The sequence below is a fragment of the Streptomyces marispadix genome (genome assembly GCF_022524345.1).
Lineage (GTDB): Bacteria > Actinomycetota > Actinomycetes > Streptomycetales > Streptomycetaceae > Streptomyces > Streptomyces marispadix.
On the sequence record NZ_JAKWJU010000002.1, the window covers coordinates 4,445,567 to 4,471,676 of the forward strand.

Sequence of the window (26,110 nt, forward strand, 5' to 3'; positions counted from 1 at the left end):
GCGGTCTCCGTGCGGTCAGCCGCGCTCGTCCTCCTCCAGGACCGTACGGGCCAGGCTCTTCGGTGCCACGAGGGTGTACGAGGTGCGGACCCACTCCGTGATCTGCTGCCAGCGTTCGCCGCCCGCGCTGTCGGAGACGGTGAGCGCGATCCAACCGTGTCTGCCGAGGCCGTAGCCCGCCGGTTCCGCGTCGGGCTCGGTGGCGACCACGGCCGCGGCCTCCTCCTTCGACAGCTTCAGGGTGAGGCTCCGCGCGTCGCCGTCCGCGAACACGAAGTTCTTCCCGCGGACGCGGAAGGTCGGATGGTCGCCCCACTGCTCGATGTCGACGCGTTCCGCTTCCGGCAGCGCGGCCACGATCGCCTCCAGGCGGTCCATGTTGGTCATCTCTGCTCCTCGCTACGGTCGTTCGCATGCTTCGACGCCAGTAGTAGAACCCGGCGGGGGAGAGGCGCGCTTCAGCCCCAGCCGTGGAGGACGCTCCGAGAGGCCTACGGAAAAGCGTCCGGCGGAAAAGCGTCCGGTGGGAAAGCACATGACCCGCGCGCCCAATGCGCGATGACAATTCCCGGTTCTGGTCCTGCGGCATGAAATCCCCCCGCGCGGGCGGCTGTCGGGAATTGCGCGCAGCGCTTGGCGGTACGGCCGCAGGCAGCGCACGAGGGCGCCGAGCCGTAGGGCCGCGAGACCTGGCGAAGGGCCCGGGGTGTGAATGAATCAGGCTCGCTGTGGAGGCTCTGAGCAGCTACTCATCACATCGGGTGAAACTCTGGGCGTCGGTTGCGAGCCACAACCGTCAGTTGCGAAGCTGTTGCCCATTGTCAACTTCAGCTTCACCACCTGTCGCGACCCATTCGGGACCGGCCTTTCGAGAACGGGGAGGGCACTCGTGCCATTCGGTGAACAGCCCGCCTACCTCCGCGTCGCCGGCGATCTCCGTCAGAAGATCATCGGCGGCGATCTACCGCCCCACACCCGGCTGCCCTCCCAGGCGCGCATCCGCGCCGAATACGGCGTCTCCGACACCGTCGCCCTGGAGGCCCGCAAGGTCCTGATGGCCGAGGGGCTCGTCGAGGGCCGCTCCGGCTCGGGCACGTACGTCCGCGAGCATCCGGTGCCCCGCAGCATCGTCCGCAGCGGCTTCCGGACCCTGGACGATTCCACGCCGTTCCGTCAGGAGCAGGCCGACGAGGACGTGAAGGGCACCTGGGAGTCGCGCAGCGAGCAGGAGGACGCGAGTCCGCTCATCGCCGAACGGCTGCGCATCGAGCCCGGTGAGCGCGTGATGCGCACCAGGTACGTCTTCCGGGTCGACGGCGAGGCCGTGATGCTCTCCACATCCTGGGAGCCGCTGTCCCTCACGGGCCGTACGCCGGCGGTGCTCCCCGAGGACGGACCGCTGGGCGGCAAGGGCGTCGTGGAGCGGATGGCGGCCATCGACGTCGTCGTGGACAACGTCGCGGAGGAGGTCGGTGCGCGCCCCGGCCTGGCCGAGGAGATGATCGACCTCGGGGGTGTGCCGGGGCATCACGTGCTCGTCGTCACCAGGACGTTCTTCGCGGGCGGACGCCCCGTGGAGACGGCCGACGTGGTCGTTCCGGCGGACCGTTTCCGCGTCTCGTATCACATGCCCGTGAAGTGAACCGGAGGTTCCGGGGCCGCGTGAGGCCGTACGAACGTCTGGCCGAAATCGATGCCTCGACGTACCGGGCCGAATGCGGTGAGTGAAGGCCCGGCGTAAGCTCCGGCATATGCGAAGCATGAGCGGTGACGGCGACACTGTTCTGCCCTGGCACGTCATACGTGAGGACGGCCACGGCAACCGCTATCGCGTGGGCAGCTACGCCACCCGTACGGAAGCACAGCGGGTAGCCGACCGGCTCGGCGGGGGCGGAGGCCGCGCGAAGGGCGGCAGCGAGGGCGACGGCAGCTATCTGGTCGAGCCCCTGGGATGCGCGAGCGGCGAATACGCCTGACCGGGCCCAGAATCGGAAGCAGGGACCTTTCGTTCCCGCCTGCCCGGAAGGACCGGGCGGGTCAGCTACCCGATCAGGGACGTGGGCGGTGTGAGCACAGGACCCTCCGAGGGAGTGGCCTCGATCCTCGACACCCTCCGGGTCGGCACGGTCATGCTCGACGGCAGGGGAAAGATCCTGCTCTGGAACCCGATGACCGAGGAGATCCTCGGCTGGCGGGCCGACCAGGTCGTGGGCTGCCGCATCCAGGACTTCCTGGAGGACGGGTACGGCGAGGGCGAGCACCAGCGCGCCGAGGCCCTGCGCACCCAGGGCCGCTGGCGGGGCAAGATGAGCATCCTGCACAGCGCCGGTCACCGCGTCGCAGTCGAGGGGCGCGTCTCGCTCCTCACCGACCGCCAGAACCGGCCCGTCATCCTCGCCAACATCGTCGAGACCAGCAGGATCCGCGCCGTCGAGCACGATCTGGCCGCACTCGACGCGCTCTTCGAGTCCTCCCCGCTGGGCATCGCCCTCTTCGACAACGACAAGCGCTTCGTACGCGTCAACGAGGCGCTCGCCAGGCTCACCCAGGTCAGCGCGGAGGCACACATCGGCAAGTCCGTCCACGAGGTGCTGCCGGAGTGGATGGCCGAGGAGGTCTCCACCGTCCAGTCGACAGTGCTGGAGACCGGTGAGCCGGTCGTGGACGTGGTGATGCCCGCGCCGGAGGGGCCCGGCTCGCGCTCCGTCTCGTACAGCAGGCTCACCGGCGAGAAGGGCGAAGTGCTCGGGGTGAGCACCGTGATCATGGACATCACGGAGCGGCGGGAGGCCCTGGAGAAGATCGAGGCCGCACGCGAGCGACTGGCGCTCCTCGACGACGTCGGAGTCGGACTCGCCGACCGCTTCGACGTCACCGCCATCTCCCAGGCTCTCGCCTCCGCCCTCGTGCCGCGCCTCGCGGACTACGCGGGCGTGATGCTGATCGGTGCCGCAGCGCACGGCGGCGATCTGCCCGACATCGAGATGCTCACCGGTACCCCGCTGTTCCAGCTCGGTGTCGCCGCACGCGACGAGGGGCCGACGGTGAACCGGATGCTCCGCGTCGGCCAGGACGTGCCCTTCCTCGCCGACTCCTTCTTCGGCCGGACACTCGCCAGCGGCGTCCCGCACGTGGCGTCCTCGCCCCGTGAACTGCTAGCCGCCACCTACCCCGGCGACCCGAAGATGCAGGCCGCGCTCGATCTGGACGTCCACTCGATGATGGCCGTGCCGCTGCGCGCCCGGGGCGTCGTGCTCGGGCTGCTCGTCGTCAGCCGAGCCGAGGGCCGTGAGCCCTTCGGCAGGGACGACATAGCACTGGCCATGGAACTGGCCGACCGCGCGGGCGTCTCCCTCGACAACGCCCGCCTGTACGCGCGTGAACGCGCCGGCGCCCTGATGCTCCAGCGGAGCCTCCTGCCGCAGAAGGTTCCCGAGCCCGCCGGTGTGCAGGTCGCCTACCGCTATGTGCCGGGCAGCAGCGGCACCGAGGTGGGCGGCGACTGGTTCGACGTGATCCCGCTCGCCGGCGGGCGCGTGGCCTTCGTAGTGGGCGACGTCATGGGGCACGGGCTGCACGCGGCGGTGACGATGGGACGGCTGCGCACGGCGGTGCGCACACTCGCCGGACTGGACCTGCCCCCCGACGAACTGCTGCGCCGCGTCAACGACTTGGCGGACGACTTCGTCCAGAGTTCCGACGACCCTCTCGTAGCCACATGCGTCTACGCCGTCTACGACCCGTCCACGCGCCGGTGCAGCCTCGCCAAGGCCGGGCACCCGCCGCCGCTGCTGCTGACCGAGACTCCCGGGGGGAGCTGGGACGCCCACACCCTCGACCTGCCCTCGGGAGCGCCGCTGGGAGTCGGCGGCGTGCCCTTCGAGTCCTACGACCTGGAGGTCGTCGAAGGGTCCGTGCTGATCCTCTACACCGACGGCCTCATCGAGTCGCGCGGCGAGGACATCAGCCAGGGCATCGACCGGCTCTGCGGAATGCTCTCCGGCGGTCCCGCGAGGCGCGACCCGGACACTCCCGCGACCATCGAGGCGGCCTGCGACAGCGTCATCGACGACCTGGAGGGCAGGACGGCGTCCCAGCCCGACGACGACGTCGCCCTGCTGATGGCGAAGCTCGGCGGACTGCCCCAAGGCAGCGCCGCCTCCTGGACGTTCCCCGCCGAGAGCTATGCGGTACGAAGAGCACGCGAGGTGGTGCGCCGCACCCTCCACGAGTGGGGGCTCGACGCGCTGGAGGACACCACCGTGCTGCTGGTGAGCGAACTGGTCACCAACTCGATGCGCTACGCGCACGGGCCCATCGGCGTTCGCATGGTGCGCGGCGGTTCGCTGCTGCTGGAGGTCTCCGACCCGCTGCCCGATCCACCCCGCGAACGCAGCGCGATGCCCGACGACGAAGGGGGCCGCGGCATCCGGCTCGTCGCCAGGGAGGCGCGCCGCTGGGGCACCCGGCACGGCCCCATGGGCAAGACCGTCTGGTTCGAGATCGCCATTCCCTGAACTCCGCGACGGCTCTTGCCACTTGGGGACCGCCCCTCCCCGGACGTCCCGACCGGCCCTTGCCCGGCCCCGCTTTCCGTAAGGAGCCGGAGGGCGCGGCGCCGCGTGTCGGTACGCCGCTTCGCTCCCCGTAGCGCACCGAGTCCGGGCACGGGGCATCGCGTTCCGGTTCCGCTCACGTCGCGCTGCCCACGTAGAAGATGGTTCGAACACGCTCAGCCTGGTTAGGAGACAGATGTCCCTGCCGGACGGCGTCAGGGGAGAGCTGCACGGAGGTGTGAGGCCGCACGTCAGTTGTGAGAAGCGACGGTAGCCACGAATTTCGTGCGGCGATCGGGAAGAGCGTGTTCCGGGTGCCTTACGCCTGCCACACTGCTCAGAACCGGTGCCACACTGGTCACGGGAAGGGGCGGCGTTGAGCGATATCCCTGTGGAGGCAGGCAAACCTGACGACGTTCGCCGCGCTCTCGCTCTGCTCAACGCGGCGGGGGCCCGCATCGGCAACTCGCTGGACCTGGAGACGACGGCCCGCGAACTGCTCGACGTGGGCGTCCCGCAATTCTGTGATCTCGCCTCCGTCGACCTGTACATGGACGTACTCGCCGGCGACGAGCCGCGCCCCGTCGGCCCCGGAGACGGCAGCGGAGAGCTGCGCCGTGTCGGCTTCGCGAGTTCGGTCTCGGAGGCCCCGCCTTCGCTCAGCCGTGAGAACCAGGCGAACACCACGGGGTCGTCTCCGGTCACGGTCGGCGCGACCCACTGCTATCCGTACAACACCCCCTGCGCGCAGGCCCTTCGAAGCGGACGCGTACAGCACATTCCGGGGCAGGACGGCACGGTGCCGGTGCAGTTCGGCGCCGTGGTTCAGTCGACGCTGGCGGTGCCGATGGTCGCCCGCGACCGGGTGCTCGGGCTGGTGCAGTTCTCACGCGTCAAGGGCAGCGAACCCTTCGGCGAACGGGACGCCGCGCTCGCCGCCGAACTGGCCTCCCGCGCGGCCGTGTGCATAGACAACGCGCGCCTCTACCGGCGAGAACACGAACGGGCGTTGATACTCCAGCGCAGTCTGCTCCCGCCCGGTGACCCCGAAGCCGCCGGCCTCGACATCGCCTGCCGCTATCTGCCCGGCAATCCGGCGACCGAGGTCGGCGGCGACTGGTTCGACGTCATAGAACTGCCGGGACACCGCACCGCCGTCGTCGTAGGCGACGTGATGGGACGTGGACTGCGCGCCGCCGTGGCCATGGGCGAACTGCGTACCGCCGTACGGACGTTGGCGCTCACCACCGACATGGAGCCGGCCGAGGTGCTGGGCGCGCTCGACGAGATCGCCCGAGGGCTCGGCGACTCGCCGGGCTCGCAGCGCGGCAGCGACGACCTCGCGGAGGTCTACCTGGCGACCTGCATCTTCGCCGTCTACGACCCGGTCTCCCGCCGCTGCACCATCGCCAACGCCGGTCATCTGCCGCCCGTACTCGTCGAACCGGACGAACCGGCGCTGCTGCTGGAGGTCCCCAAGGGAGTGCCGCTGGGCGTCGGCGGCGAACCCTTCGAAGAGATCGAGATGGAGCTGTGCGACGGCGCGATGATCGCGCTCTATACCGACGGTCTCGTCGAGTCGCGCGAACACCCCATCGACGAGGGCCTGGGCTCGCTGCGCTTGGCCCTCACCGACGCCACCGAGTCCCTTGAGAACGTCGCCGACCAGGTTCTGACCAAACTCAACGTCCACCACGGCGAGGACGACATCGCGCTGCTCGTCGCACGAGTGCAGGGACTGCCGGACGGCGCCGTCGGCGACTGGACCCTCTCCGCCGAACCGCGCTCGGTCGCCCGCGCCCGTGAACTGACCCGGGAGCAGCTCTCCGCCTGGGAGCTGGACGCTCTCGCGGACACCGCCGAACTGCTGGTGAGCGAGCTGGTGACGAACGCACTGCGGCACGGGGAGGGCGAGATCCGGCTGCGGCTGCTGCTGGACCGCACCCTGGTGTGCGAGGTGTGGGACTCGGGGCTGGTGCAGCCGCGCAGGCGGCGCGCACATGTGACGGACGAGGGCGGCAGAGGGCTTCAGCTCGTGGGGCTGCTCAGCGCGGGCTGGGGCAGCAGGCGAACGCACCGAGGCAAGACCGTGTGGTTCGAACTGGCGAGACCCGGTGAGAACTCCAAGCCCACCGATCCCACGGAGGCGTTGCTCAGCCTCTTCTGAGCCGCTTCCGAGGGGCAGGGCCGGCAGGGCCGTGACTTGAGGGCTGAGCCGTGGAGCGGGCACGCAACTCCCGCACGCACGGCGGTGGTTCGCGGCAGGGGCAGGCGCGCCGCGCGTCCCTCGGCCGCCGCTCAGTCCTCGGCCGATCCTCCGCTCAGTCCTCCGAGAGCCGCCAACCGTCCGCCCGTACGCGGGCGTTGTCACGCGGCCGTACGCTCATGAAGACCGGGCGGGCGCCGTCGAGCACCCTGATGTCGTCCAGATAGACGCCCCTGCCCTGCTGCTCCTCGTCGGTGACGTACCGCCAGCGCACCGCCGTAACCCCGTCCCGCAACTCGCCCCGGGCGTGCAGCCAGCGGCGAGCCGAGAAGCCGGAGAAGTCGCCCTCGCTCTCCCAACGCCGCTCGCCCGAGCGGAACTTCAGCGGGACCGGCGTCCACTTCGCGTCGTCGCCCGGCGCGTCCGTGGTGGCCTCCACGGTGCATACGTCCGTGTCCTGGGTGTCGTACCAGACCCGGAAGCGCAGCGAAGCGTCCTTCCGTACGGGCTGCTTCAGCGGCACCCGCAGCGTGGCGGTGTCGGAGTCGCGCTGCCCCGAGTACCAGGCGGCACGGGCGACAGCGGGACGCACCGGGACGGCACGTGCCAGGTGCCGTGCGGGCGCACGCCGGTAGACGCTCTCGGTGCCCCAGTCGCGGGTGGGATGGACGCGATTGGTCATCAGCACGAAGAGCGTGCCGGCGATCGGGTCGGCCACGAGGCACGTACCGGTGTAGCCGGTGTGCCCGGTGGTGACGGGCGAGGTGAGGGCGTCCATGTAGAAGCGCTGGTCGAGCTGCCAGCCGAGACCGCGTGCGGCGTCCGGGCCCAGGTCCGGGTTCTCGTTGGTGATCATCGCGCGGACCCACTCCTCGCCGAGCACCCGATGACCGCCGTACGTACCGCCGTTGAGCACCATCTGCCCGAAGACGGCCATGTCGGCGGCAGTCGAGAAGACGCCCGCATGACCGGCGACGCCGCCGAGGTAGTACGCCTTCTCGTCGTGCACGGAGCCGCGCACCATGCCGCGTCCGGTCCACGGCATGTACTCGGTCGCCGCGATCCGCTCCAGTTGGGACTCGGCGGGGTTGTAGCCGGTGTCGGTCATGCCGAGCGGCTCGGTGATGAGTTCGGCGACGAGTTCGTCGAGGCCCTTGCCGGTGATCTTCTCCAGCATGCGGCCGGCGGTGATGAGGTTGAGATCGGAGTAGGTGTAGTGCTCGCCCGGCGGGTTCTCCAGCGGCTCCGCGTAGATCGCGGCCATCCGCGACTCGTTGTCCGGGTAGGGCTTGAGGTCCATGTCGGCCTTCATGCCCGAGGTGTGGTTCACCAACTGCCGTACGACGATGGGGGACTTGGCCGGATCGCTGTCGTCGAAGGCCGGCAGATAGCGGGCGACGGGCGCGTCGAGGTCGAGGTCGCCCTTCTCGGCGTGCGCGACGAGCACGATCGACGTGAACAGCTTGGAGACCGACGCCATGTCGAAGATCGTGTCCTCGCGCATGGGCACCCACTGGTCGCGCGGCAGCTCCACGGGCTTCTCGGCCGCCGCGTCCCAGGAGGCGTAGCGCAGCGCGTGGCCTCGGGCCTCGTGCTCGACGATCACTCCGTCACGGGCGGCCAGCACCACGAAGCCCGGGTGCGAGGGGTGGGGACGGTCCGGCCCCGGCCGCATGTACTCCTCCGCGGCCGGCACGATGCGTTCCACCTCGGCACGCAGCAGCCCCGCCCGCTGCGGGCTGCCCCGGCGCAGGGTACGTGGACGGAAGCGGAGATCCTGGGGCGTCACGGTGGGCGGCCCCTCCGCGCCTCCGTACGGTGTCGCGGCGAAGGCGGGGGCGGAGCTGGGCCCGACCCCGGAGGCGAGCGCGACGCTGCCGACGGTGCCGAGGAATTGCCGGCGTCTCATCGTGGGTCCCCTGGGCTGTCGAGTGCGGACGTACGGACGTGGCGGTGCGTGAGTCGGTGCCGCGGGGCGGCCCCGGACGAGGGTGCCGGGGCGGGCCGCTCGTCCCGTCGGCGGCGGTCCCGGTGCGTCCGGACCCCAGCAGCGTAGCCAGCGCGGCGCCGGCGCGAGCGGTTGTACGGGGATGCCGTTGGTAGGGCCAATGACGCCCGGCAAGCCACGAGGGCAAGCCGGGCTTAGCCCGCGAAACCGCGTAATACGGCCGGATGGAGCGGGATGCGGAGGAAAACCGCGGGGCGGGGTCGCCGGTCGGGAAGAGCCGTCACGGGGGCGCGCGGTCGCACGCCCCCGTGACGGACTTCATATCCGGCCGGGCGTCCCGGGACGCCACGGGGGGCCGAGCCGCATGGCCCGGCCGGGCCCCTGGCCAGGCCCAGGTTCAGGCCCGGTCATGCCCAGGCCCGCGTCCCGGCCCGGGGCTCAGGCCCCGTTACGCCGCCGGATCTTGTTGCCGAGCCAGACGAGCGGGTCGTACTTCCGGTCGACGGCACGCTCCTTGAGCGGGATCAGCGCATTGTCGGTGATCTTGATGCCCTCCGGGCAGACCTCCGTGCAGCACTTGGTGATGTTGCAGTAGCCCAGCCCGTGTTCCTCCTGGGCGCTGGCCTTGCGGTCCAGGCCGGTCTCCTCGGCGGCGTCCAGCGGATGCATGTCCAGCTCCGCCTGCCGCATCAGGAAGCGCGGACCGGCGAAGGCCTGCTTGTTCTCCTCGTGGTCACGCACCACATGGCAGACGTTCTGGCACAGGAAGCACTCGATGCACTTGCGGAACTCCTGCGAGCGCCCGACGTCCTCCTGCTGCATCCGGTACTCGCCGGGCCCCAGGTCCGGCGGCGGCACGAAGGCCGGGATCTCCCGCGCCTTGGTGTAGTTGTACGACACGTCCGTGACCAGGTCCCGCACGACCGGGTTCGCCCGCAGCGGCGTGATCGTGATCGTCTCCGAGCGCTCGAAGACGGACATCCGCGTCATGCACAGCAGCCGCGGCCGTCCGTTGATCTCCGCGCTGCACGAACCGCACTTGCCCGCCTTGCAGTTCCAGCGGACCGCGAGGTCCGGGGCCTGCGTGGCCTGGAGCCGGTGGACGATGTCGAGCACGACCTCGCCCTCGAAGACCTCGACCTTGAAGTCCTCCAGGCCGCCGCCCTCGGTGTCGCCCCGCCAGACCCGGAAGTCGGCGATGTAGCTCGTACCGCCCGTGTCCGGGGCGCCGCCGCTGACGGCTCCCGGCGTACCGGTGCCCTCGGCGGTGCTCTGCGCGTCCTGCGCGCGGGGGCGCGTGTGCTCACCCGTGCCCTCGCCCGCGTGCGTCTCGGCGCTCATTCGGTCGTCAGCTCCTCGTCCGTCAGGTACTTGATCAGCTCCTCCTTCTCGAAGAGCTCCAGCAGATCCGGGCGGATCGGCGGCATGTCACGGCGGTTCAGCTCGATGCGTCCGCGGTCGGCGCGCTTCGCGGCCTCGCCGGGCTGGCCGGAGGCGTCGAGCGAGACGGGCTCGTCGGCGAGCGTGCAGACGAGGTTCGAGCGCCGCCATTGGCGGTCCATCTCCGGATAGTCGTCGCGCGTGTGACCGCCGCGCGACTCGGTACGGGTCAGCGCGGCGCGCGCCACGCACTCGCTGACCAGCAGCATGTTGCGAAGGTCGATCGCGAGGTGCCAGCCCGGGTTGAACTGGCGGTGCCCCTCGACGCCCGCGTACGTGGCCCGTACGCGCAGCTCGGCGAGCCGCTCCAGCGCCTGGGTCATCTCCTCGTCGCGGCGGATGATGCCGACGAGGTCGTTCATGGACTGCTGGAGGTTCTGGTGGATCGTGTACGGGTTCTCGGCGGGCTCGCCGTCGGGCACCTCGGCGGCGCTGAACGGGCGCAGTGCCTCAGCCTCGGCCTGCTCGATCTGCTCCTCGCTCACGGACGGCCGTCCCCCGTCCTTGAGCGACGAGGCGTACTGCGCGGCGTGCAGCCCCGCGCGGCGCCCGAAGACCAGCAGGTCGGACAGGGAGTTGCCGCCGAGCCGGTTCGAGCCGTGCATGCCGCCGGCGACCTCGCCCGCCGCGTACAGGCCCGTGACGCCGATGGCCGCCGCCGTGTCCGGGTCGACGTCGACGCCGCCCATCACGTAGTGGCAGGTCGGGCCGACCTCCATGGCCTCGCTTGTGATGTCCACGTCCGCCAGCTCCTTGAACTGGTGGTGCATGGACGGCAGCCGGCGCCTGATCACCTCGGGCGACATCCGCGTGGAGACGTCGAGGAAGACACCGCCGTGCGGTGATCCACGGCCCGCCTTGACCTCGGAGTTGATGGCGCGGGCGACCTCGTCGCGCGGCAGCAGCTCGGGAGGCCGCCGGTTGTTCTCCGGGTCCTCGTACCAGCCGTCGGCCTCGTGTTCGGACTCGGCGTACTTCTCCTTGAAGACGTCCGGGATGTAGTCGAACATGAACCGCTTGCCCTCGGAGTTGCGCAGGACACCGCCGTCGCCGCGCACCGACTCGGTGACGAGGATGCCCTTCACCGACGGCGGCCAGACCATCCCCGTGGGGTGGAACTGGACGAACTCCATGTTGATCAGCGAGGCCCCGGCCAGCAGCGCCAGCGCGTGCCCGTCGCCCGTGTACTCCCACGAGTTCGACGTCACCTTGAAGGACTTGCCGATGCCTCCCGTGGCGAGTACGACCGAGGGCGCCTCGATGACGAAGAACCTGCCGGACTCCCGCTCGTAGCAGAAGACGCCGGAGACGGCCTCCTCACCGGGTGCGCCGCCCTCGACGGGGGACTTGAGGATGCGTGTGACGGTGCACTCCTGGAAGACCTTCAGCCGGGACTCGTAGTCCCCGGTCTCCTTGAAGTCCTCCTGCTGGAGCGCGACGGTCTTCTGCTGGAGCGTACGGATCAGCTCCAGGCCCGTACGGTCGCCGACGTGCGCGAGCCGCGGGTACTCGTGACCGCCGAAGTTGCGCTGGGAGATCTTGCCGTCCTTCGTGCGGTCGAAGAGCGCGCCCCAGGTCTCCAGCTCCCAGACCCGGTCCGGGGCCTCCTTGGCGTGCAGTTCGGCCATGCGCCAGTGGTTGAGGAACTTGCCGCCGCGCATGGTGTCGCGGAAGTGGACCTCCCAGTTGTCACCGGGGTTGGCGTTGCCCATGCTCGCCGCGATGCCGCCCTCGGCCATCACCGTGTGGGCCTTGCCGAACAGCGACTTGCAGATCACCGCCGTGCGCAGACCCTGTTCGCGTGCCTCGATCGCTGCCCGCAGACCCGCACCGCCCGCTCCGACGATGACGACATCCCACTGCTGGCGTTCGACTTGCGTCATTTGTGGTGCATCCCTCTCGAAGAAGCTCGGTCAGAAAAGCTGCGGATCGGTGAACGCACCGGTCGCCAGCAGGTACACGTAGAAGTCGGCGAGGCCGACGCTCAGAAGCGACGCCCACGCCAGCTCCATGTGACGGCTGTTGAGCTTTCCTACCAGGCCCCACATGCGGTACCGCACCGGATGCTTCGAGAAGTGCTTGAGCCGCCCGCCGACGATGTGCCGGCAGGAGTGGCACGAGATGGTGTACGCCCAGATCAGCACGATGTTGACGAGGAAGACCAGGCTGCCGAGGCCCATGTGGCCCCACTCGTAGTCGGAGTTGCGGAAGCCCAGGAGGGTGTCCCAGGTGAGGATGAGCGCAACGCCGACGGCCGCGTAGAAGAAGTAGCGGTGGATGTTCTGAAGGATCAGCGGCAGCTTCGTCTCGCCGCTGTAGCTCTTGTGGGGCTCGGCCACCCCGCAGGCCGGGGGAGAGGCCCAGAAGCCGCGGTAGTACGCCTTGCGGTAGTAGTAGCAGGTGAGCCGGAAGCCCAGCGGGAAGATCAGGATGATCAGCGCCGGGGAGAGCGGCCACCAGTCCCCGAACAGCGCCCAGTTGGGGCCGCCCTGCATCTGCTCGCAGTTCTCGGCGAGGCACGGGGAGTAGAAGGGCGAGACGTACGGCGCGTGGTAGTAGTCGGCGTTCGCGAACGCGCGCCACGTCGAGTACACGACGAAGACGAACAGGCCGAACGCGGTGGACGCGGGCGCGAGCCACCAGCGGTCGGTCCGCAGATGCCGCTCGGGGATGGCCGCACGCGTGCCTGTACGCACGCCGCCTGTGCCGCCGGCGGCCGCGGACTGCTCGTGCTTCCTGTGCTGCTCGTATTCGGTTGGGGTCGGGTGCCAGTGGCCAACGGTTTCTCCGGTATGGGCGACTTGTCAGTTGAGGCTGCCTCTTGAGCTGCCGGACCGGGCTCCACGACCGCGGTGGTGGCCGTCGGTCGCTGCCGGTGGCTGTGGCCGCCGCCGGTCCGGCTCAGCTCGGGGGCGCTGGGCTCACGGCGCGTGCCGGTCCTTGGCGCCCACCCCCTCGTCATCGACGTCCGACCACAGGCCGTGGTCGTAGGGCTTGTCGGGGATCGTCACCATCTCGGGGTGCGCCGGTCCCGGCGCACCGGCGGCGGGCGAGGCCGCTCGCAGCAGGGACAGCGACTCCCGCAGATGCTCCGCGTCGCTGCGTACGCGCCTGACCTCCAGGCCGCTGCCGAGGGTGCGCTCCAGTCGGTCGACGGTACGCGTGAGTTCGTCGAGGCAGCGCTGGGCCGCCGTCAGGTCGTCGTGCAGTGACGTGTGAGGTGACATGACGTGCCTACCTCCGCTGGTCTTGGCGGCTGGCTTGTGTACATGAGCGGCTTGCGTGCCCAAGTGAGATGGCGAGTGTCGCTCTTCACACTCCCTGTTGTGAAGGGCGCTGCACGGGTTTACCCCTAGCGGGTCATGCTCGCCCTGCCCGCTCACCCGCACGGGTACGGGTGCCTGCCTCCGGCCCACAAACGCGTGCGTACGGGCGGACCACCGCCGCCATCAGGGGAGCCGCGCGCCGAACAGCTCCAGACAGGGCCGAAGTCCGCTGATTTCGACAGGTACCGTGCGCCGCCGCTCCCACGTGGCGCGGTCCAGTCGCAGCCGCCGTACGGTACGCGCCCGTCCGCGTACCGCGACCGTCTCCAGGCCGTCCTCGCCGTAGCCGAGTTTCCTTGAGACGGCGAGAGAGCGCGCGTTGTCCGTCATGGCGCCGGAGGTCAGGGCACGCGCCCCGAGCCCCTCGAAGGCCAGGTGTGCCAAGGCCGCGCGCATCTCCGTGCCGATGCCCTGGTTCTGGTGCGCGAGGCCGAGCCAGGAGCCGCTCTGCGCCTCGCGGGTGACGGCGAAGTCGCGGGCGGTCAGGTCCTGCCGTCCGACCACCCGGCCGTCGTGGACGACGGCCAGGCTCAGCGTCCAGTTCTCGGGCCGCCACCCGGCGACCGTGCCGAGCACATGCTGGAAGACGGCGCGAGCGCGCTGCTCGGGGGAGCCTTCGGTCCAGGGGAAGGAGAAGGGCATCTCTCCGGGCTCGTGCACGCCCGCGGCCGCCACGGCTGCCAGCTCCTCCAGCAACGGCAGGCCGGGCAGGCGCAGTTCGAGCCGTGGCGTCGTGACGCTCAGGCCGTAGAGCGGCCAGCAGGAGGGAGTCATGGGAGGAGGCTGCCGCAGCGGGGACGGGGCGTCGAAGAGTTTTCGGCCGGGTACGGGCCGGGCGCGAGGCCGTGCGGGAGCGAGCGGGCGGGCGGCGCGCGGCCGGCGCCGCCGCCCCGGTTCGGGCGGTGTCAGAGCGCCAACCGCCAGTCCTGTCCCGTCAGTTCGTGGCCGAAGCTGCGGTGCCGGTCCTCGCCGACGAGTTCGAAGCCCGCCCGCTGGTAGATGCGCCTCGCCGCCGCCAGTACGTCGTTGGTCCACAGCACCAGCTCCCGGTACCCGGCGGCACGTGCGAACGTGACGCACTCTGCGACCAGCCGGTCCCCGAGCCCGTGGCCCCGCGCGGCCGGGTCCACGAGCAGCAGCCTCAGCCGTGCGGTGTCCTCGGCGGCGTCGGCCACGCACATCACGCAGCCCGCCCGGCGCCCGTCCAGCTCCGCGATCCAGGCCGCCTCGCGTACGGGATCGTGCTCCCCGGCGAACTCCGCGACGATGCGTGCGACCAGCGCCTCATAGGTCTCGTCCCAGCCGAACTCCTCGGCGTACACCGAGGCGTTGCGCTCGATGATCCAGCCCATGTCGCCGGGTCGGGGAGCCCTGATCCGTACGCGGGCCGCGGTGCCGCCCCGGGAGTCCGCGGCGTCCGCGCCTCCCTCCAGGATTCGACGGGCCGTACGCAGGCTCTCCGCCAGCCGTTCCCGCTCCGCCTCCGCCATGCCCTCCAGCAGCGACTCGACCGCGGTCTGCGCTCGTTCCTCCAGCAGCCCCGCGGCCTCCCGGCCGTCGGCGGTCAGGGTGACTTCGACGCGGCGGGCGTCCCGCGCCGACGGCCTGCGGCTTACGAGTCCGCGCTCCTCGAAGCGGGCGAGCATCCGGCTGAGCTGACCGGCGTCGACGGAGAGCGCGGCGCGCAGATCCGCGGAGTCCGTGCGCGGCGCGTGCACCAGCTCGTAGAGCACCCGGGCCTCGGTGAGGGTGTACGGGGTGTGGAGGTGGCGGCTGTAGTCGAGCGCGCCGATGAGGTTCGTGTAGAAGCGGTTGAACGCCCGCATCTCCTGCACGGTCTCGGCGCCGGTCCCCGTCCCCGTACGGGTCTTGCCGGGGGTGCGGGGCCGGGAGCCGTCACGAGTCCGAGCAGTCCGTGCAGCCATGGGACACCCTCCCTTTCTTTGACTGAGTCAAAGATATTGCCCCGGCGCCGAGTTTGTCTCCCGTCCGGCGACTCCCGCTCCCGGCCCCCGCCGGCCACGTCCCGCGCACGCTTCTTCCGGCCCGTCCGAACTCCTGCTCCGCACGGGTGGGATGCCGCACGACCCGGCCGAGCCTCCGGGTCACGGCACACGGCCTCCCCTTCAGTGGGCGATAGATGTGATGAAACGCCTATGCCGCCGAACGTGCCCACGCAGGCACCGAGCCGCGTGTACGCACAGTCGGACCCCGTCAGCCCCGGAGGTTCAGACATGCAAGCCGCGCAAGCTCTCGACGCAGCCACCCGGCGTTCACTGGCACTCCTCCTGGCCGGCGCACTGATCCCCCTCGCCGGATGCACGTCTGGCGACGGCGGTGGCCCAAGCTCCGAAGGAGGCGGCAGCGGCGCCTCGCGGGACGTGCCGCACCTCGACCGCGAGCAGGTCGCCTCGGGAGGCACGCTGCGCTGGGCGGTCGACGCCGTCCCCACCACGCTCAACGCCTTCCAGCCGGGGGCGGACCCGTCGACCGAGCGCATCACCGGAGCCACGCTTCCCGGCCTCTTCACGCTCGACGCGGCCGCACGTCCGCAGCTCAACCCGGACTATCTCCAGGCCGCCGACGTCACCGAGCGCGAGCCGCGCCAGACCGTCGTCTACAAGCTCAACCCGAAGGCGAAGTGGAGCAGCGGACGCCGCATCGGCGCGGCCGACTTCAAGGCCCAGTGGAAGGCGCTCAGCGGCAAGCGGAAGTCGTTCGGCGCCGCACGCAACGCGGGCTACGACCGGATCGGGAAGGTGACGCGTGGGGCGAACGCCCACGAGGTGAAGGTCGTCTTCCGCAAGCCGTACGCCGACTGGAAGTCGCTGTTCACGCCCCTCTACCCGAAGAGCGTGATGAGCCGCCCCGACGACTTCAAGCACGCCGCCCGCCGCTCGCTCCCCGTCTCCGCCGGGCCGTTCCGGGTGGAGCGGATCCACCGGGGCGACGACACGGTCAGGCTCGTACGGGACAGGAAGTGGTGGGGCGACAAGGCGAGGCTGAAGCGGATCGTGCTGCGCGTGGTGCCCCGCGATCAGCGCAAGGAGGCGCTGAAGCAGGGGAGGCTCGATCTCGCCGAGGTGGACGTGACGACCGTGCGCAGCATCGTGCGCGCCCACAAGGGCGGGGACGAGGACGCCAAGAGCGCGAAGCACGGCGAGCACTCCCGCAGGTCCCAGGCGGAGCTGCGCAAGCAGGCGAAGAAGGACGGCATGCTGCGCCACATCGCGGTACGGCACGCCTTCGAGCCCGCGTACACACAGCTCGCGCTCAACGGGTCGGAGGGTCCGCTGGCCGACGAGCGCGTACGCAGGGCCGTGGCCCGCGCCATCGACCGCGAGGCCATCGCCAAGCACGCTCTGCGCGGTACTGGGCTGCCCGTCAAGACGCTCGGCAGCCATCTGCGGATGATCGACCAGGACGGATACGCGGACAACAGCGACGCCCTCGGCGACCAGGACGTCGAGTCGGCCCAGTCGCTGCTCGCCGAGGCGGGCTGGAAGGGCGGCGGCGCCCGCTCGGAGCCGTCGGCGGGCGCGGACGCGAAGAAGGGCGAGCACGGGAAGCCGGGTTCGGAGAAGAGCGACAGGAACGACAAGAACGCGAAGTCCGACGGCGACGGCAAGCACGAGCGCAAGCACGACGAGCGCAAGCACGACGAGCGCGAGAAACACGGCAAGCACGGCGACGGCGGCGACAGTGGCGACCGCGGCAGCAGCGCCCACCAGAGCGGCGCCCACGGCGGCGCCGCCGCCCCCGGGCCCGTACCGGCCGTCGCACCCCTCAGCATCGGCGAGGCCGCCCAGCTACCCGGCCGGCCGCTGACGCTCTCTCCCGAGAGGCACAAGGCCCGCGCGGCACACCGGGACGCCGCCACCCGTACGACCGAGGACCGGACGCGGCTGCTGTCCGACGGCGGCTCGAAGGCGCAGCGCACGAGGGCCGGAAAGCCGCTCACGCTGCGGCTCGTGCTGCCCTCGGGGCCCGGCTCGGAGTCGGTCAGGTCGACGGGCGGCCGCATCGCCAAGGCGCTGGACCGCATCGGCGTACGCACGAGGATCAAGCAGGTGCCCGACGAGGACTACTTCGAAAAGCACATCGCCACGGGCGAATACGACCTGGCCATCTACTCCTGGCCCGGCACGGCCTACCCCGCGACCGACGCCCGGCCGATCTTCGCCAAACCGGCCGCGGCGGCGGACGGTTCGCTGCTCGTCGAGCAGAACTACACCCGCGTCGGCACCAACCAGATCGACCAGCTCTTCGAGGAGGCGTCGAGGGAGCTGGACGACGGGGCACGCAACGACCTCATCAAGCGGGCCGACGCCCGTATCTGGGCGGCAGCGGGTTCGGTGCCGCTGTATCAGCGTCCGCAGCTCGTGGCGGCCGGGGAGAAGGTCGCCAACGCGGGGGCCTTCGGCTTCCAGACGCCGCGCTACCAGGACATCGGCTTCGAGAAGTAGCGGGCGGCCCGCGGCGGAGCCCCCCGGCCCGCTGTGGAGCGGGCCGGGGCCCGGCCACCCCACAGGGCGGAATCCGCCGGCGGGGTGGCCGGGCCTTACCATGGTTGACGGTGCCGCGGCGAGATCCAGCCCGGCAGGGCGCGCGAGGAGCAGTTGCGTACCGTGCCCCACCACGATCCGGGAGAAGCGTCAGTCAGCCATGCCCACGCGCCATGACATCCGCAATGTCGCCATCGTCGCCCACGTCGACCACGGGAAGACCACCCTCGTCGACGCCATGCTCAAGCAGGCCGGGGCGTTCGCAGCGCACCAGTTGGAGTCGGTCGACGACCGGGTGATGGACTCCAGCGACCTGGAGCGCGAGAAGGGCATCACCATTCTCGCCAAGAACACCGCGGTCAAATACCACCCCAAGGGCGGCGGGGAGTCCGTCGTCATCAACATCATCGACACCCCCGGCCACGCCGACTTCGGCGGCGAGGTGGAGCGCGGCCTGTCCATGGTGGACGCGGTGGTGCTGCTGGTGGACGCCTCGGAAGGGCCGCTGCCGCAGACCCGTTTCGTACTGCGCAAGGCCCTGGAGGCGCGGCTCCCGGTCATTCTGTGCATCAACAAGACCGACCGCACCGACGCCCGCATCTCAGCCGTCGTCGACGACACCTACGACCTCTTCCTCGACCTCGACGCCGACGAGGAGCAGATCGAGTTCCCCATCGTCTACGCGTGCGCGCGGGACGGCGTCGCCTCGCTGACCCAGCCCGAGGACGGTACGGTCCCCGCCGACAGCGACAGCCTGGAGCCGTTCTTCACCACGCTGCTGGACACGGTCCCGGCGCCGACGTACGAGGAGGGCGCGCCGCTCCAGGCGCACGTCACCAACCTCGACGCCGACAACTTCCTCGGCCGCATCGCGCTGCTGCGCGTGAAGAACGGCACCCTGAAGAAGGGCCAGTCGGTCGCCTGGCTCAAGCGCGACGGCAGCGAGCAGAACGTCCGCATCACCGAGCTGCTGATGACCGACGCGCTGACCCGTAAGCCCGCCGAGGCCGCCGGGCCCGGGGACATCTGCGCGGTCGCCGGCATCCCCGACATCATGATCGGCGAGACGCTGGCCGACCCGGAGAACCCGGTCGCGCTGCCGCTGATCACCGTCGACGAGCCCGCGATCTCGATGACGATCGGTACGAACACCTCGCCGCTGGTCGGCAAGGGCGGCAAGGGCCACAAGGTGACGGCACGGCTGGTGAGGGACCGGCTGGAGCGCGAGCTGGTCGGCAACGTCTCGCTGCGGGTGCTCCCGACCGAGCGCCCGGACGCCTGGGAGGTGCAGGGCCGGGGCGAACTGGCCCTCGCCATCCTCGTGGAGACCATGCGCCGCGAGGGCTTCGAGCTGACCGTCGGCAAGCCCGAGGTCGTCACGCGGCAGATCGACGGCAAGCTGCACGAGCCGGTCGAGCGCATGACGATCGACGCCCCCGAGGAGTACATGGGCGCGATCACACAGCTCATGGCCACGCGCAAGGGCCGCATGGAGACGATGACCAACCACGGCTCCGGCTGGATCCGGATGGAGTGGATCGTCCCGGCGCGCGGCCTCATCGGGTTCCGTACGGAGTTCCTGACGGAGACCAGGGGCACGGGCATCGCGCACAGCCTCTTCGAGGGGCACGAGCCGTGGTTCGGCGACCTTCGTACGAGGCGCAGCGGCTCGCTCGTAGCGGACAGGGCGGGCTCGGCGACGCCGTTCGCGATGATGAATCTCCAGGAGCGCGGGACGATCTTCATCGAGCCGGGCACCGAGGTGTACGAAGGCATGATCGTCGGTGAGAACTCCCGTTCCGACGACATGGACGTCAACATCACCAAGGAGAAGAAGCTCACCAACATGCGTGCGGCGGCGGCCGATACGACGGAGAACCTGGTGCCGCCGCGGAAGCTCTCCCTGGAGCAGGCGCTGGAGTTCTGCCGCGAGGACGAGTGCATCGAGGTCACGCCCGAGACGGTTCGCATCCGCAAGACGGAGCTGGACCAGAAGGCACGCGGACGGGCGGCGGCACGAGCCAAGCGCTGAGTCGCGCCCGGCCCTGAATCTCTGCTGCGGCGGTCCTCCTCGCTCCCCGGTCACCCGGCCGGGCGCAAGGGGGGCCGCCGCTTTCCGTTACGTGAACTCCCCATGTGCGGCCGGGAGTCGGGCCGTGGCGAACGGGGGTTTGTGCGCGAATCGCGGGCGTAGCGGCGCCAGGGCAGCGAGAGGGAACCCCGCGAAGGGTGTTATCTGGTCCGCAAGGCAGGACGTCGGCGGTACCGAGGGAGGCACCCCATGCGTGGAGCCACGCGTGTCACGTGGGCATTCGGCTGTGCGACGGTGGTCACCCTGGCGGCTGCGGGGTGCGGTGGCGGAGCGGGCGGCGGTGCCGCCGCCGGTTCGGACGCCGGAATCGTAAGGGCCTTCTGGACCGACCCGCAGAACCCCCTCGAACCCGCGAACACCAACGAGGTGCAGGGCGGCAAGGTCCTGGAGATGGCGTTCCGCGGCCTCAAGCGCTACAACCCGCGTACGGGGAAGGCGGAGAACGCCGTAGCGAAGTCGATCGAGACCGACGACCAGCAGAACTTCGACATCACCCTGAAGAAAGGCTGGAAGTTCTCCGACGGCACTCCCGTCACCGCCAAGTCCTTCGTCGACGCCTGGAATTACGGTGCGCTCGTCACCAACAGGCAGGTGAGCTCGTACTTCTTCGAGTACATCGACGGCTACGAGGACGTGCACCCGGAGAACGAGAGCGCGAAGCCGAAGGCGAAGAAGATGTCCGGGCTCAAGGTCACGGGCCGAAACTCCTTCAAGGTGAAGCTCAATCAGAAGTTCTCCCAGTGGCCCGACACTCTCGGCTACGCGGCCTTCTCGCCGCTGCCGGAGAAGTTCTTCACCGACCACGAGGGCTGGCTCAAGAAGCCCGTGGGTAACGGCCCGTACAAGATCGACTCCTACACCAAGGGCCAGTCGATGAGGCTTTCGGTGAACAAGGAGTACGCCGGTCCCGACAAGCCGAAGAACAAGGGCGTCGAGCTGAAGGTCTACACGGACCAGAACACCGGCTACACCGATCTACAGGCCGGGAACCTCGACGTTTTCGACGAACTGCCCGCCGGCCAGCTCAAGAACGCCAAGCGCGATCTGGGCGGCCGGTACATCAACCAGCCCGCAGGAATTCTCCAGACGCTCTCCTTCCCGCTGTACCGGAAGGAGTGGAAGAGCGAGAAGGCCAAGCAGGTCAGGCGCGGACTGTCGATGGCGATCAACCGCAAGGAGGTGACCGAGAAGATCTACCACGGCACCCGCAGACCGGCCGGCGATCTGACCTCGCCCGTGCTGTCGAAGGCCGGGGGCTTCGAGCCCGACATGTGCGGCGACGTGTGCAAGTACGACCCGAAGGAGGCGAAGAAGCTGATCGAGGACGCGGGCGGACTGCCCGGCGGAAAGGTCACGCTCACCTCCAACGTCGACACCGGCTCGCACCGGCAGTGGATGGACGCCGTGTGCAACAGCATCAACAAGACGCTCGACAAGAACGGTGCGTGCAGCGTCAATCCCGTGCCGACGTTCGGTGAATTCCGTAAGGACATCGCCGGGAAGAAGCTCAAGAGCATGTTCCGCACGGGCTGGCAGATGGACTATCCGCTGATCCAGAACTTCATGCAGCCGCTGTACTACACCGGCGCCTCCTCCAACGACGCCGGCTACTCCGACAAGCGCGTGGACAAGCTCATCGACGAGGCGAACGCGGCAGGCGAAGCAGAAGCCGTGGCGAAATTCCAGAAGGCCGAGTCGATCGTGCTCGACGACCTTCCCGCCGTTCCCCTCTGGTACCAGGACGGCAACGCGGGATATTCGCAGCGGGTGAGCGACGTGCGGCTCAATCCCTTCTCCGTACCGGTGTTCACCGACATCAGAGTCAAGTGAGAGAGTGAAGCAGAATGGGGCGCTACGTCATCAGACGACTGCTCCAGATGGTCCCGGTGTTCCTCGGGACGACGTTCCTGATCTTCGTGATGGTGTACGCGGTCGGCGACCCGGTCAACGCCATGTTCGGCGACCGGGCCCCCGACCCGGCGACCGCCGCCCAACTGCGGGCCCAGTTCAACCTCGACAAGCCGCTGTGGATGCAGTACGTGCTGTACCTCGGCGACATCTTCACCGGCGACTTCGGCAACGCCTTCAACGGGCAGCCCGTAACCGAGCTGATGAGCAGGGCCTTTCCCGTGACGCTGCGGCTCGCGCTGATCGCGCTCGTCATCGAGATCTGCATCGGGATCGCCCTCGGCGTCGTCACCGGGCTCAAGCGCGGGCGTCCACTGGACAGTTCGGTGCTGATGCTCACCCTCGTGGTGATCTCGGTTCCGACGTTCGTCACCGGGACGCTCGCGCAGTATCTGCTGGGCGTGAAGTGGGGCTGGATCGCCCCGGCCGTGTCACCCGAGGCACCCGTCGGCCAACTGCTGCTGCCCGGACTGGTGTTGGCGCTGCTGTCACTGGCCTACGTCACCCGGCTCACCCGTGCGTCGATCAGTGAGAACGTGCGCGCCGACTACGTGCGGACCGCGCTGGCGAAGGGGCTGCCGCGTGCCCGCGTCAACGTGCGCCACCTGCTGCGCAACTCGCTGATCCCCGTCGTCACCTTCCTCGGCACGGACGTCGGCAATCTGATGGCGGGCGCCCTGGTCACCGAGCGGATCTTCAACATCCAGGGAGTCGGCTTCCAGTTGTGGCAGGGCATCGTGCGGCAGAACTCGCCCACCGTCGTCGGGTTCGTCACGATCCTCGTGATCGTCTTCCTGCTCGCGAATCTGCTCGTCGACCTCCTCTACGCCGTGCTCGACCCGAGGATCCGCTATGCGTGAAGTCGACGGCGCCGCGGGCAGTACCGCGAGCCCGCACCCGCAATGGACGCCGACAGGCAGGAGGTGACGGATGGTTGAGCGCGTCCCGGAGAGCACACCGGGGCCGGCGGACACGGGCCCGGCGGCGGGCGCGGGTGCCGGCGCAGGTGCCGGCGCGGGTGCCGGTGTCGCCGGTTTCTCCCCCGGCACGGCCGGGGATCGAGCTGCGGGCCCGGCCACGAGTCCCGCTGCGCCTCCCAGCGCGCCGCAGGAGCCCGCACCGGGGGAGCGCGCCCGTAGCCTCTGGTCGGACGCCTGGCACGACCTGCGCCGCAACCCCGTGTTCGTCGTCTCCGCGCTGCTGATCGCCTTCCTCGTGCTGATCTCCGTATGGCCCGGACTGATCGCTAGCCGCAACCCCCTCTCCTGCAGCCTCGACAAGTCCCTCGACCCGGCCTCGCCAGGCCACTGGTTCGGTTACGACACCCAGGGCTGCGACGTCTATACGCGGGTGGTCTACGGCGCCCGCACATCGGTGACAGTCGGCGTCTGCGCCACCCTCGGCGTCGCGGTGGCGGGCAGCGTCCTCGGCGGTCTCGCGGGCTTCTTCGGCGGCTGGTGGGACGCCCTGATCTCACGCCTCACCGACGTCTTCTTCGGCATCCCGATGATGCTCGGCGGGCTGGTCTTCCTGTCGATGACGGGCAGCCGGTCCGTGTGGACGGTCGTCGCGTTCATCATGCTGCTGGGCTGGCCGCAGATCGCACGCATCGCACGCGGCTCCGTCATCGCGGCCAAGCAGAACGACTACGTACTGGCCGCGCGTGCCCTCGGCGCCGGCAACGCACGGACGCTGGTGCGCCACATCCTTCCCAACGCGGTCGCGCCCGTGATCGTGACGGCGACGATCGCCCTCGGCACGTACATCGCCCTCGAGGCGACCCTCAGCTATCTGGGAGTCGGGCTACAGCCGCCGACCGTCTCGTGGGGCGCGGACATCTCCGACGCGTCGCAGGGGATGCAGTTCCGCAACGCGCCGCACATCCTGCTCTATCCGGCCGCCGCGCTGAGCCTGACCGTACTGGCGTTCATCATGCTCGGCGACGCGGTGCGCGACGCCCTCGATCCCAAGCTGCGCTGAGGGAGGCGTACGTGACTCAGACACAGGCCGCGAGCGGGCCGCGCCCCGGGGAGGACGGTTCGCAGCTCCTCCGAGTACGGGATCTGAGCGTGGAGTTCCGTACCCGGGACGGTGTGGCCACCGCCGTGGACGGCGTCAGCTTCGACGTCGCGGCCGGTGAGACGCTGGCCGTGCTCGGCGAGTCCGGATGCGGCAAGTCCGTCACCGCGCAGGCCGTGATGGGCATTCTCGACAGCCCGCCCGGACGGATCACCAGCGGCCGGATCGTCTTCGGCGGGCGGGACCTGCTGCCGATGCCGGCGGACGAGCGGCGTGCCGTGCGGGGCGCCCGGATGGCGATGATCTTCCAGGACGCGCTGTCCGCGCTGAACCCCGTGCTCAGCGTCGGCGACCAGCTCGGCGAGATGTTCCAGGTGCACCGCGGCGCCTCGCGCAAGGAGGCACGGGCCAGGGCCGTGGAGCTGATGGAGCGGGTACGGATTCCCGCGGCACGCGCACGCGCGGGCGACTACCCGCACCAGTTCAGCGGCGGAATGCGCCAGCGCATCATGATCGCCATGGCGCTCGCCCTGGAGCCCGAGCTGATCATCGCGGACGAGCCGACCACCGCGCTCGACGTCACCGTGCAGGCCCAAGTGATGGACCTGCTCGCGGAGTTGCAGAGCGAGTACCGGATGGGCCTCATCCTGATCACCCACGACCTGGGCGTCGTCGCCGACGTCGCCGACCGGATCGCCGTGATGTACGCGGGCCGCATCGTGGAGACCGCGCCCGTGGCCGACCTCTACCGGGCGCCCGCGCATCCGTACACCAGGGGCCTGCTCGACTCGATCCCCAGGCTCGACCAGAAGGGGCGGCAGCTCAACGCCGTCAAGGGGCTGCCGCCGAGCCTGCTGAGCGTCCCGCCCGGGTGCAGCTTCCATCCGCGCTGTCCCGCCGCGCGTGCCGTCTGCCGTACGGACGAGCCGCCGCTCCACGAGGCCGGGCCGGGAAGGACGAGTGCCTGCCACTTCTGGAAGGAGCTGCTCGATGACGAGTGCGCCGAGTGACGGTGCCGCGGGCCCTGCCGCGACCGCCGAACGGGAGGAGTCCGGCGGCCGTGTGCCCGGCGAGACGATCCTGGAGGTACGGGACCTCGTCAAGCACTACCCGCTCACGCAGGGCATCGTCCTCAAACGGCAGGTGGGCGCCGTCAAGGCCGTCGACGGCGTCTCGTTCGAGCTGAGACGCGGCGAGACCCTCGGCATCGTAGGGGAGTCGGGCTGCGGCAAGTCGACGGTGGCGAAGCTGGTGACGAGCCTGGAGGCACCCACCTCGGGCAGCATCCGCTACAAGGGCGAGGACATGACGCGGCTGAGGGGCCGTGCGCTGAAGTCCCTGCGCCGCAACATCCAGATGGTCTTCCAGGACCCGTACACCTCGCTGAATCCGCGCATGACGGTCGGCGACATCGTCGCAGAGCCCTTCGACATCCACCCCGAGGCGGCGCCGAAGGGCGAACGGCGGCGCCGCGTACGGGAGTTGCTGGACGTCGTCGGGCTGAACCCGGAGTACGTCAACCGCTATCCGCACCAGTTCAGCGGCGGCCAGCGGCAGCGCATCGGCATCGCACGCGGGCTGGCGCTGCGGCCGGAGATCATCGTCGCGGACGAACCGGTCTCCGCGCTGGACGTCTCCGTGCAGGCACAGGTGGTCAATCTGATGGAGCGTCTCCAGGACGAGTTCGACCTCTCGTACATCTTCATCGCGCACGATCTGTCGGTCGTACGGCACATCTCCGACCGGGTCGGGGTGATGTACCTGGGCAAGCTCGTCGAGACGGGTACGGAGAGCGAGATCTACGAGCACGCCACGCACCCGTACACACAGGCGCTGCTGTCGGCGGTGCCCGTGCCGGATCCGGGGGCGGAGGCGGCGCGGGCCCGCATCGTGCTGGACGGCGATGTGCCGTCGCCGGCGAATCCGCCGTCCGGCTGCCGGTTCCGTACGCGCTGCTGGAAGGCGGACGAGAGGTGCGCACGGGAGGAGCCGCTGCTGCGGGTCCGTGAGGAGGCGGGGACGAGGCCCGGGGGCGTCGCGGGAGGGGGCGCGCGTCATCCGGTGGCCTGCCACTACGCCGAGGAGAGGGCCCGGGTCGTACCGGAGTGAG

19 protein-coding genes are annotated in these 26,110 nt (G+C 70.0%); 11 read left to right on the plus strand and 8 right to left on the minus strand.

Annotated features, from left to right (window positions below):
- Positions 1-15: 15 nt before the first annotated feature.
- Entirely contained in the window at positions 16-387 is a 372-nt protein-coding gene (locus MMA15_RS18730; RefSeq protein WP_241061251.1) for an MmcQ/YjbR family DNA-binding protein, read from the minus strand.
- 502 nt (positions 388-889) lie between these two features.
- Between MMA15_RS18730 and MMA15_RS18735 the strand changes: the two genes are divergently transcribed.
- The 4 genes from MMA15_RS18735 to MMA15_RS18750 all read left to right on the plus strand — a co-directional run bounded on the left by MMA15_RS18735 (position 890) and on the right by MMA15_RS18750 (position 6,723).
- Positions 890-1,642 carry a GntR family transcriptional regulator gene (locus tag MMA15_RS18735; protein WP_241061253.1) on the plus strand — a complete coding sequence of 251 codons (753 nt, stop codon included), beginning with the start codon at positions 890-892 and terminating at the stop codon, positions 1,640-1,642.
- Positions 1,643-1,760: 118 nt separating this feature from the next.
- Positions 1,761-1,976: an SPOR domain-containing protein gene (locus MMA15_RS18740; RefSeq protein WP_372498358.1), complete on the plus strand. Its 216-nt coding sequence runs from the start codon at positions 1,761-1,763 to the stop codon at positions 1,974-1,976.
- Between the two features lie 90 nt (positions 1,977-2,066).
- Positions 2,067-4,517: a SpoIIE family protein phosphatase gene (locus MMA15_RS18745; RefSeq protein WP_241061257.1), complete on the plus strand. Its 2,451-nt coding sequence runs from the start codon at positions 2,067-2,069 to the stop codon at positions 4,515-4,517.
- Between the two features lie 415 nt (positions 4,518-4,932).
- A complete protein-coding gene (locus MMA15_RS18750) occupies positions 4,933-6,723 on the plus strand; it encodes an ATP-binding SpoIIE family protein phosphatase (protein ID WP_241061259.1) in 1,791 nt (596 codons plus the stop codon).
- Positions 6,724-6,877: 154 nt separating this feature from the next.
- Here MMA15_RS18750 and MMA15_RS18755 read toward each other — a convergent pair whose 3' ends face one another.
- The 7 genes from MMA15_RS18755 to MMA15_RS18785 all read right to left on the minus strand — a co-directional run bounded on the left by MMA15_RS18755 (position 6,878) and on the right by MMA15_RS18785 (position 15,302).
- Complete coding sequence (locus tag MMA15_RS18755; protein ID WP_241061261.1) at positions 6,878-8,671, minus strand: serine hydrolase domain-containing protein; 1,794 nt, start codon at positions 8,669-8,671, stop codon at positions 6,878-6,880.
- A 477-nt stretch (positions 8,672-9,148) separates the two neighbouring features.
- Complete coding sequence (locus MMA15_RS18760) at positions 9,149-10,051, minus strand: succinate dehydrogenase/fumarate reductase iron-sulfur subunit (protein ID WP_241061263.1); 903 nt, start codon at positions 10,049-10,051, stop codon at positions 9,149-9,151.
- Positions 10,048-12,033 carry a fumarate reductase/succinate dehydrogenase flavoprotein subunit gene (locus MMA15_RS18765; RefSeq protein WP_241061264.1) on the minus strand — a complete coding sequence of 662 codons (1,986 nt, stop codon included), beginning with the start codon at positions 12,031-12,033 and terminating at the stop codon, positions 10,048-10,050. Before MMA15_RS18765 ends, MMA15_RS18760 begins: the two co-directional genes overlap by 4 nt.
- 30 nt (positions 12,034-12,063) lie before the next feature.
- Positions 12,064-12,846 (minus strand): succinate dehydrogenase subunit SdhC, encoded by a 783-nt coding sequence (gene sdhC / locus MMA15_RS18770; RefSeq protein ID WP_241061266.1) that lies wholly within the window; start codon positions 12,844-12,846, stop codon positions 12,064-12,066.
- A 225-nt stretch (positions 12,847-13,071) separates the two neighbouring features.
- Entirely contained in the window at positions 13,072-13,377 is a 306-nt protein-coding gene (locus tag MMA15_RS18775; protein WP_241061268.1) for an Rv0250c family protein, read from the minus strand.
- A gap of 222 nt (positions 13,378-13,599) precedes the next feature.
- A complete protein-coding gene (locus MMA15_RS18780) occupies positions 13,600-14,250 on the minus strand; it encodes a GNAT family N-acetyltransferase (protein ID WP_241061270.1) in 651 nt (216 codons plus the stop codon).
- A gap of 131 nt (positions 14,251-14,381) precedes the next feature.
- Entirely contained in the window at positions 14,382-15,302 is a 921-nt protein-coding gene (locus tag MMA15_RS18785; RefSeq protein ID WP_241063288.1) for a bifunctional helix-turn-helix transcriptional regulator/GNAT family N-acetyltransferase, read from the minus strand.
- A gap of 408 nt (positions 15,303-15,710) precedes the next feature.
- On the opposite strand from MMA15_RS18785, the gene MMA15_RS18790 reads away from it, so the two are divergent.
- The 7 genes from MMA15_RS18790 (at position 15,711) to MMA15_RS18820 (ending at position 26,109) form a co-directional block, all read left to right on the plus strand.
- The gene (locus MMA15_RS18790; protein ID WP_241061272.1) at positions 15,711-17,942 is read left to right on the plus strand and encodes an ABC transporter family substrate-binding protein; all 2,232 of its coding nucleotides are present in this window, start codon (positions 15,711-15,713) and stop codon (positions 17,940-17,942) included.
- A 199-nt stretch (positions 17,943-18,141) separates the two neighbouring features.
- Positions 18,142-20,013: a translational GTPase TypA gene (gene typA, locus MMA15_RS18795; protein ID WP_241061274.1), complete on the plus strand. Its 1,872-nt coding sequence runs from the start codon at positions 18,142-18,144 to the stop codon at positions 20,011-20,013.
- Positions 20,014-20,262: 249 nt separating this feature from the next.
- Positions 20,263-21,903, plus strand: coding sequence for a peptide ABC transporter substrate-binding protein (locus tag MMA15_RS18800; RefSeq protein ID WP_241061276.1), 1,641 nt, complete (start codon positions 20,263-20,265; stop codon positions 21,901-21,903).
- A gap of 14 nt (positions 21,904-21,917) precedes the next feature.
- Complete coding sequence (locus MMA15_RS18805) at positions 21,918-22,841, plus strand: ABC transporter permease (RefSeq protein ID WP_241061278.1); 924 nt, start codon at positions 21,918-21,920, stop codon at positions 22,839-22,841.
- A gap of 70 nt (positions 22,842-22,911) precedes the next feature.
- Entirely contained in the window at positions 22,912-23,961 is a 1,050-nt protein-coding gene (locus tag MMA15_RS18810; protein WP_241061280.1) for an ABC transporter permease, read from the plus strand.
- Positions 23,962-23,972: 11 nt separating this feature from the next.
- Positions 23,973-25,010, plus strand: coding sequence for an ABC transporter ATP-binding protein (locus MMA15_RS18815; protein ID WP_241061282.1), 1,038 nt, complete (start codon positions 23,973-23,975; stop codon positions 25,008-25,010).
- Positions 24,991-26,109 carry an ABC transporter ATP-binding protein gene (locus MMA15_RS18820; RefSeq protein WP_241061284.1) on the plus strand — a complete coding sequence of 373 codons (1,119 nt, stop codon included), beginning with the start codon at positions 24,991-24,993 and terminating at the stop codon, positions 26,107-26,109. The genes MMA15_RS18815 and MMA15_RS18820 overlap by 20 nt, the downstream gene beginning before the upstream one ends.
- Position 26,110 lies beyond the last annotated feature (1 nt).

Bases quoted from the DNA above. Each gene is read 5' to 3' on its own strand.
- MMA15_RS18730 (WP_241061251.1), bottom strand. From the start codon at position 387: ATGACCAACATGGACCGCCTGGAGGCGATCGTGGCCGCGCTGCCGGAA.
- MMA15_RS18740 (WP_372498358.1), top strand. From the start codon at position 1,761: ATGAGCGGTGACGGCGACACTGTTCTGCCCTGGCACGTCATACGTGAG.
- MMA15_RS18755 (WP_241061261.1), bottom strand. From the start codon at position 8,671: ATGAGACGCCGGCAATTCCTCGGCACCGTCGGCAGCGTCGCGCTCGCC.
- MMA15_RS18760 (WP_241061263.1), bottom strand. From the start codon at position 10,051: ATGAGCGCCGAGACGCACGCGGGCGAGGGCACGGGTGAGCACACGCGC.
- MMA15_RS18765 (WP_241061264.1), bottom strand. From the start codon at position 12,033: ATGACGCAAGTCGAACGCCAGCAGTGGGATGTCGTCATCGTCGGAGCG.
- MMA15_RS18775 (WP_241061268.1), bottom strand. From the start codon at position 13,377: ATGTCACCTCACACGTCACTGCACGACGACCTGACGGCGGCCCAGCGC.
- MMA15_RS18780 (WP_241061270.1), bottom strand. From the start codon at position 14,250: ATGACTCCCTCCTGCTGGCCGCTCTACGGCCTGAGCGTCACGACGCCA.
- MMA15_RS18785 (WP_241063288.1), bottom strand. From the start codon at position 15,302: ATGCGGGCGTTCAACCGCTTCTACACGAACCTCATCGGCGCGCTCGAC.
- MMA15_RS18790 (WP_241061272.1), top strand. From the start codon at position 15,711: ATGCAAGCCGCGCAAGCTCTCGACGCAGCCACCCGGCGTTCACTGGCA.
- typA (WP_241061274.1), top strand. From the start codon at position 18,142: ATGCCCACGCGCCATGACATCCGCAATGTCGCCATCGTCGCCCACGTC.
- MMA15_RS18800 (WP_241061276.1), top strand. From the start codon at position 20,263: ATGCGTGGAGCCACGCGTGTCACGTGGGCATTCGGCTGTGCGACGGTG.
- MMA15_RS18805 (WP_241061278.1), top strand. From the start codon at position 21,918: ATGGGGCGCTACGTCATCAGACGACTGCTCCAGATGGTCCCGGTGTTC.
- MMA15_RS18810 (WP_241061280.1), top strand. From the start codon at position 22,912: ATGGTTGAGCGCGTCCCGGAGAGCACACCGGGGCCGGCGGACACGGGC.
- MMA15_RS18820 (WP_241061284.1), top strand. From the start codon at position 24,991: ATGACGAGTGCGCCGAGTGACGGTGCCGCGGGCCCTGCCGCGACCGCC.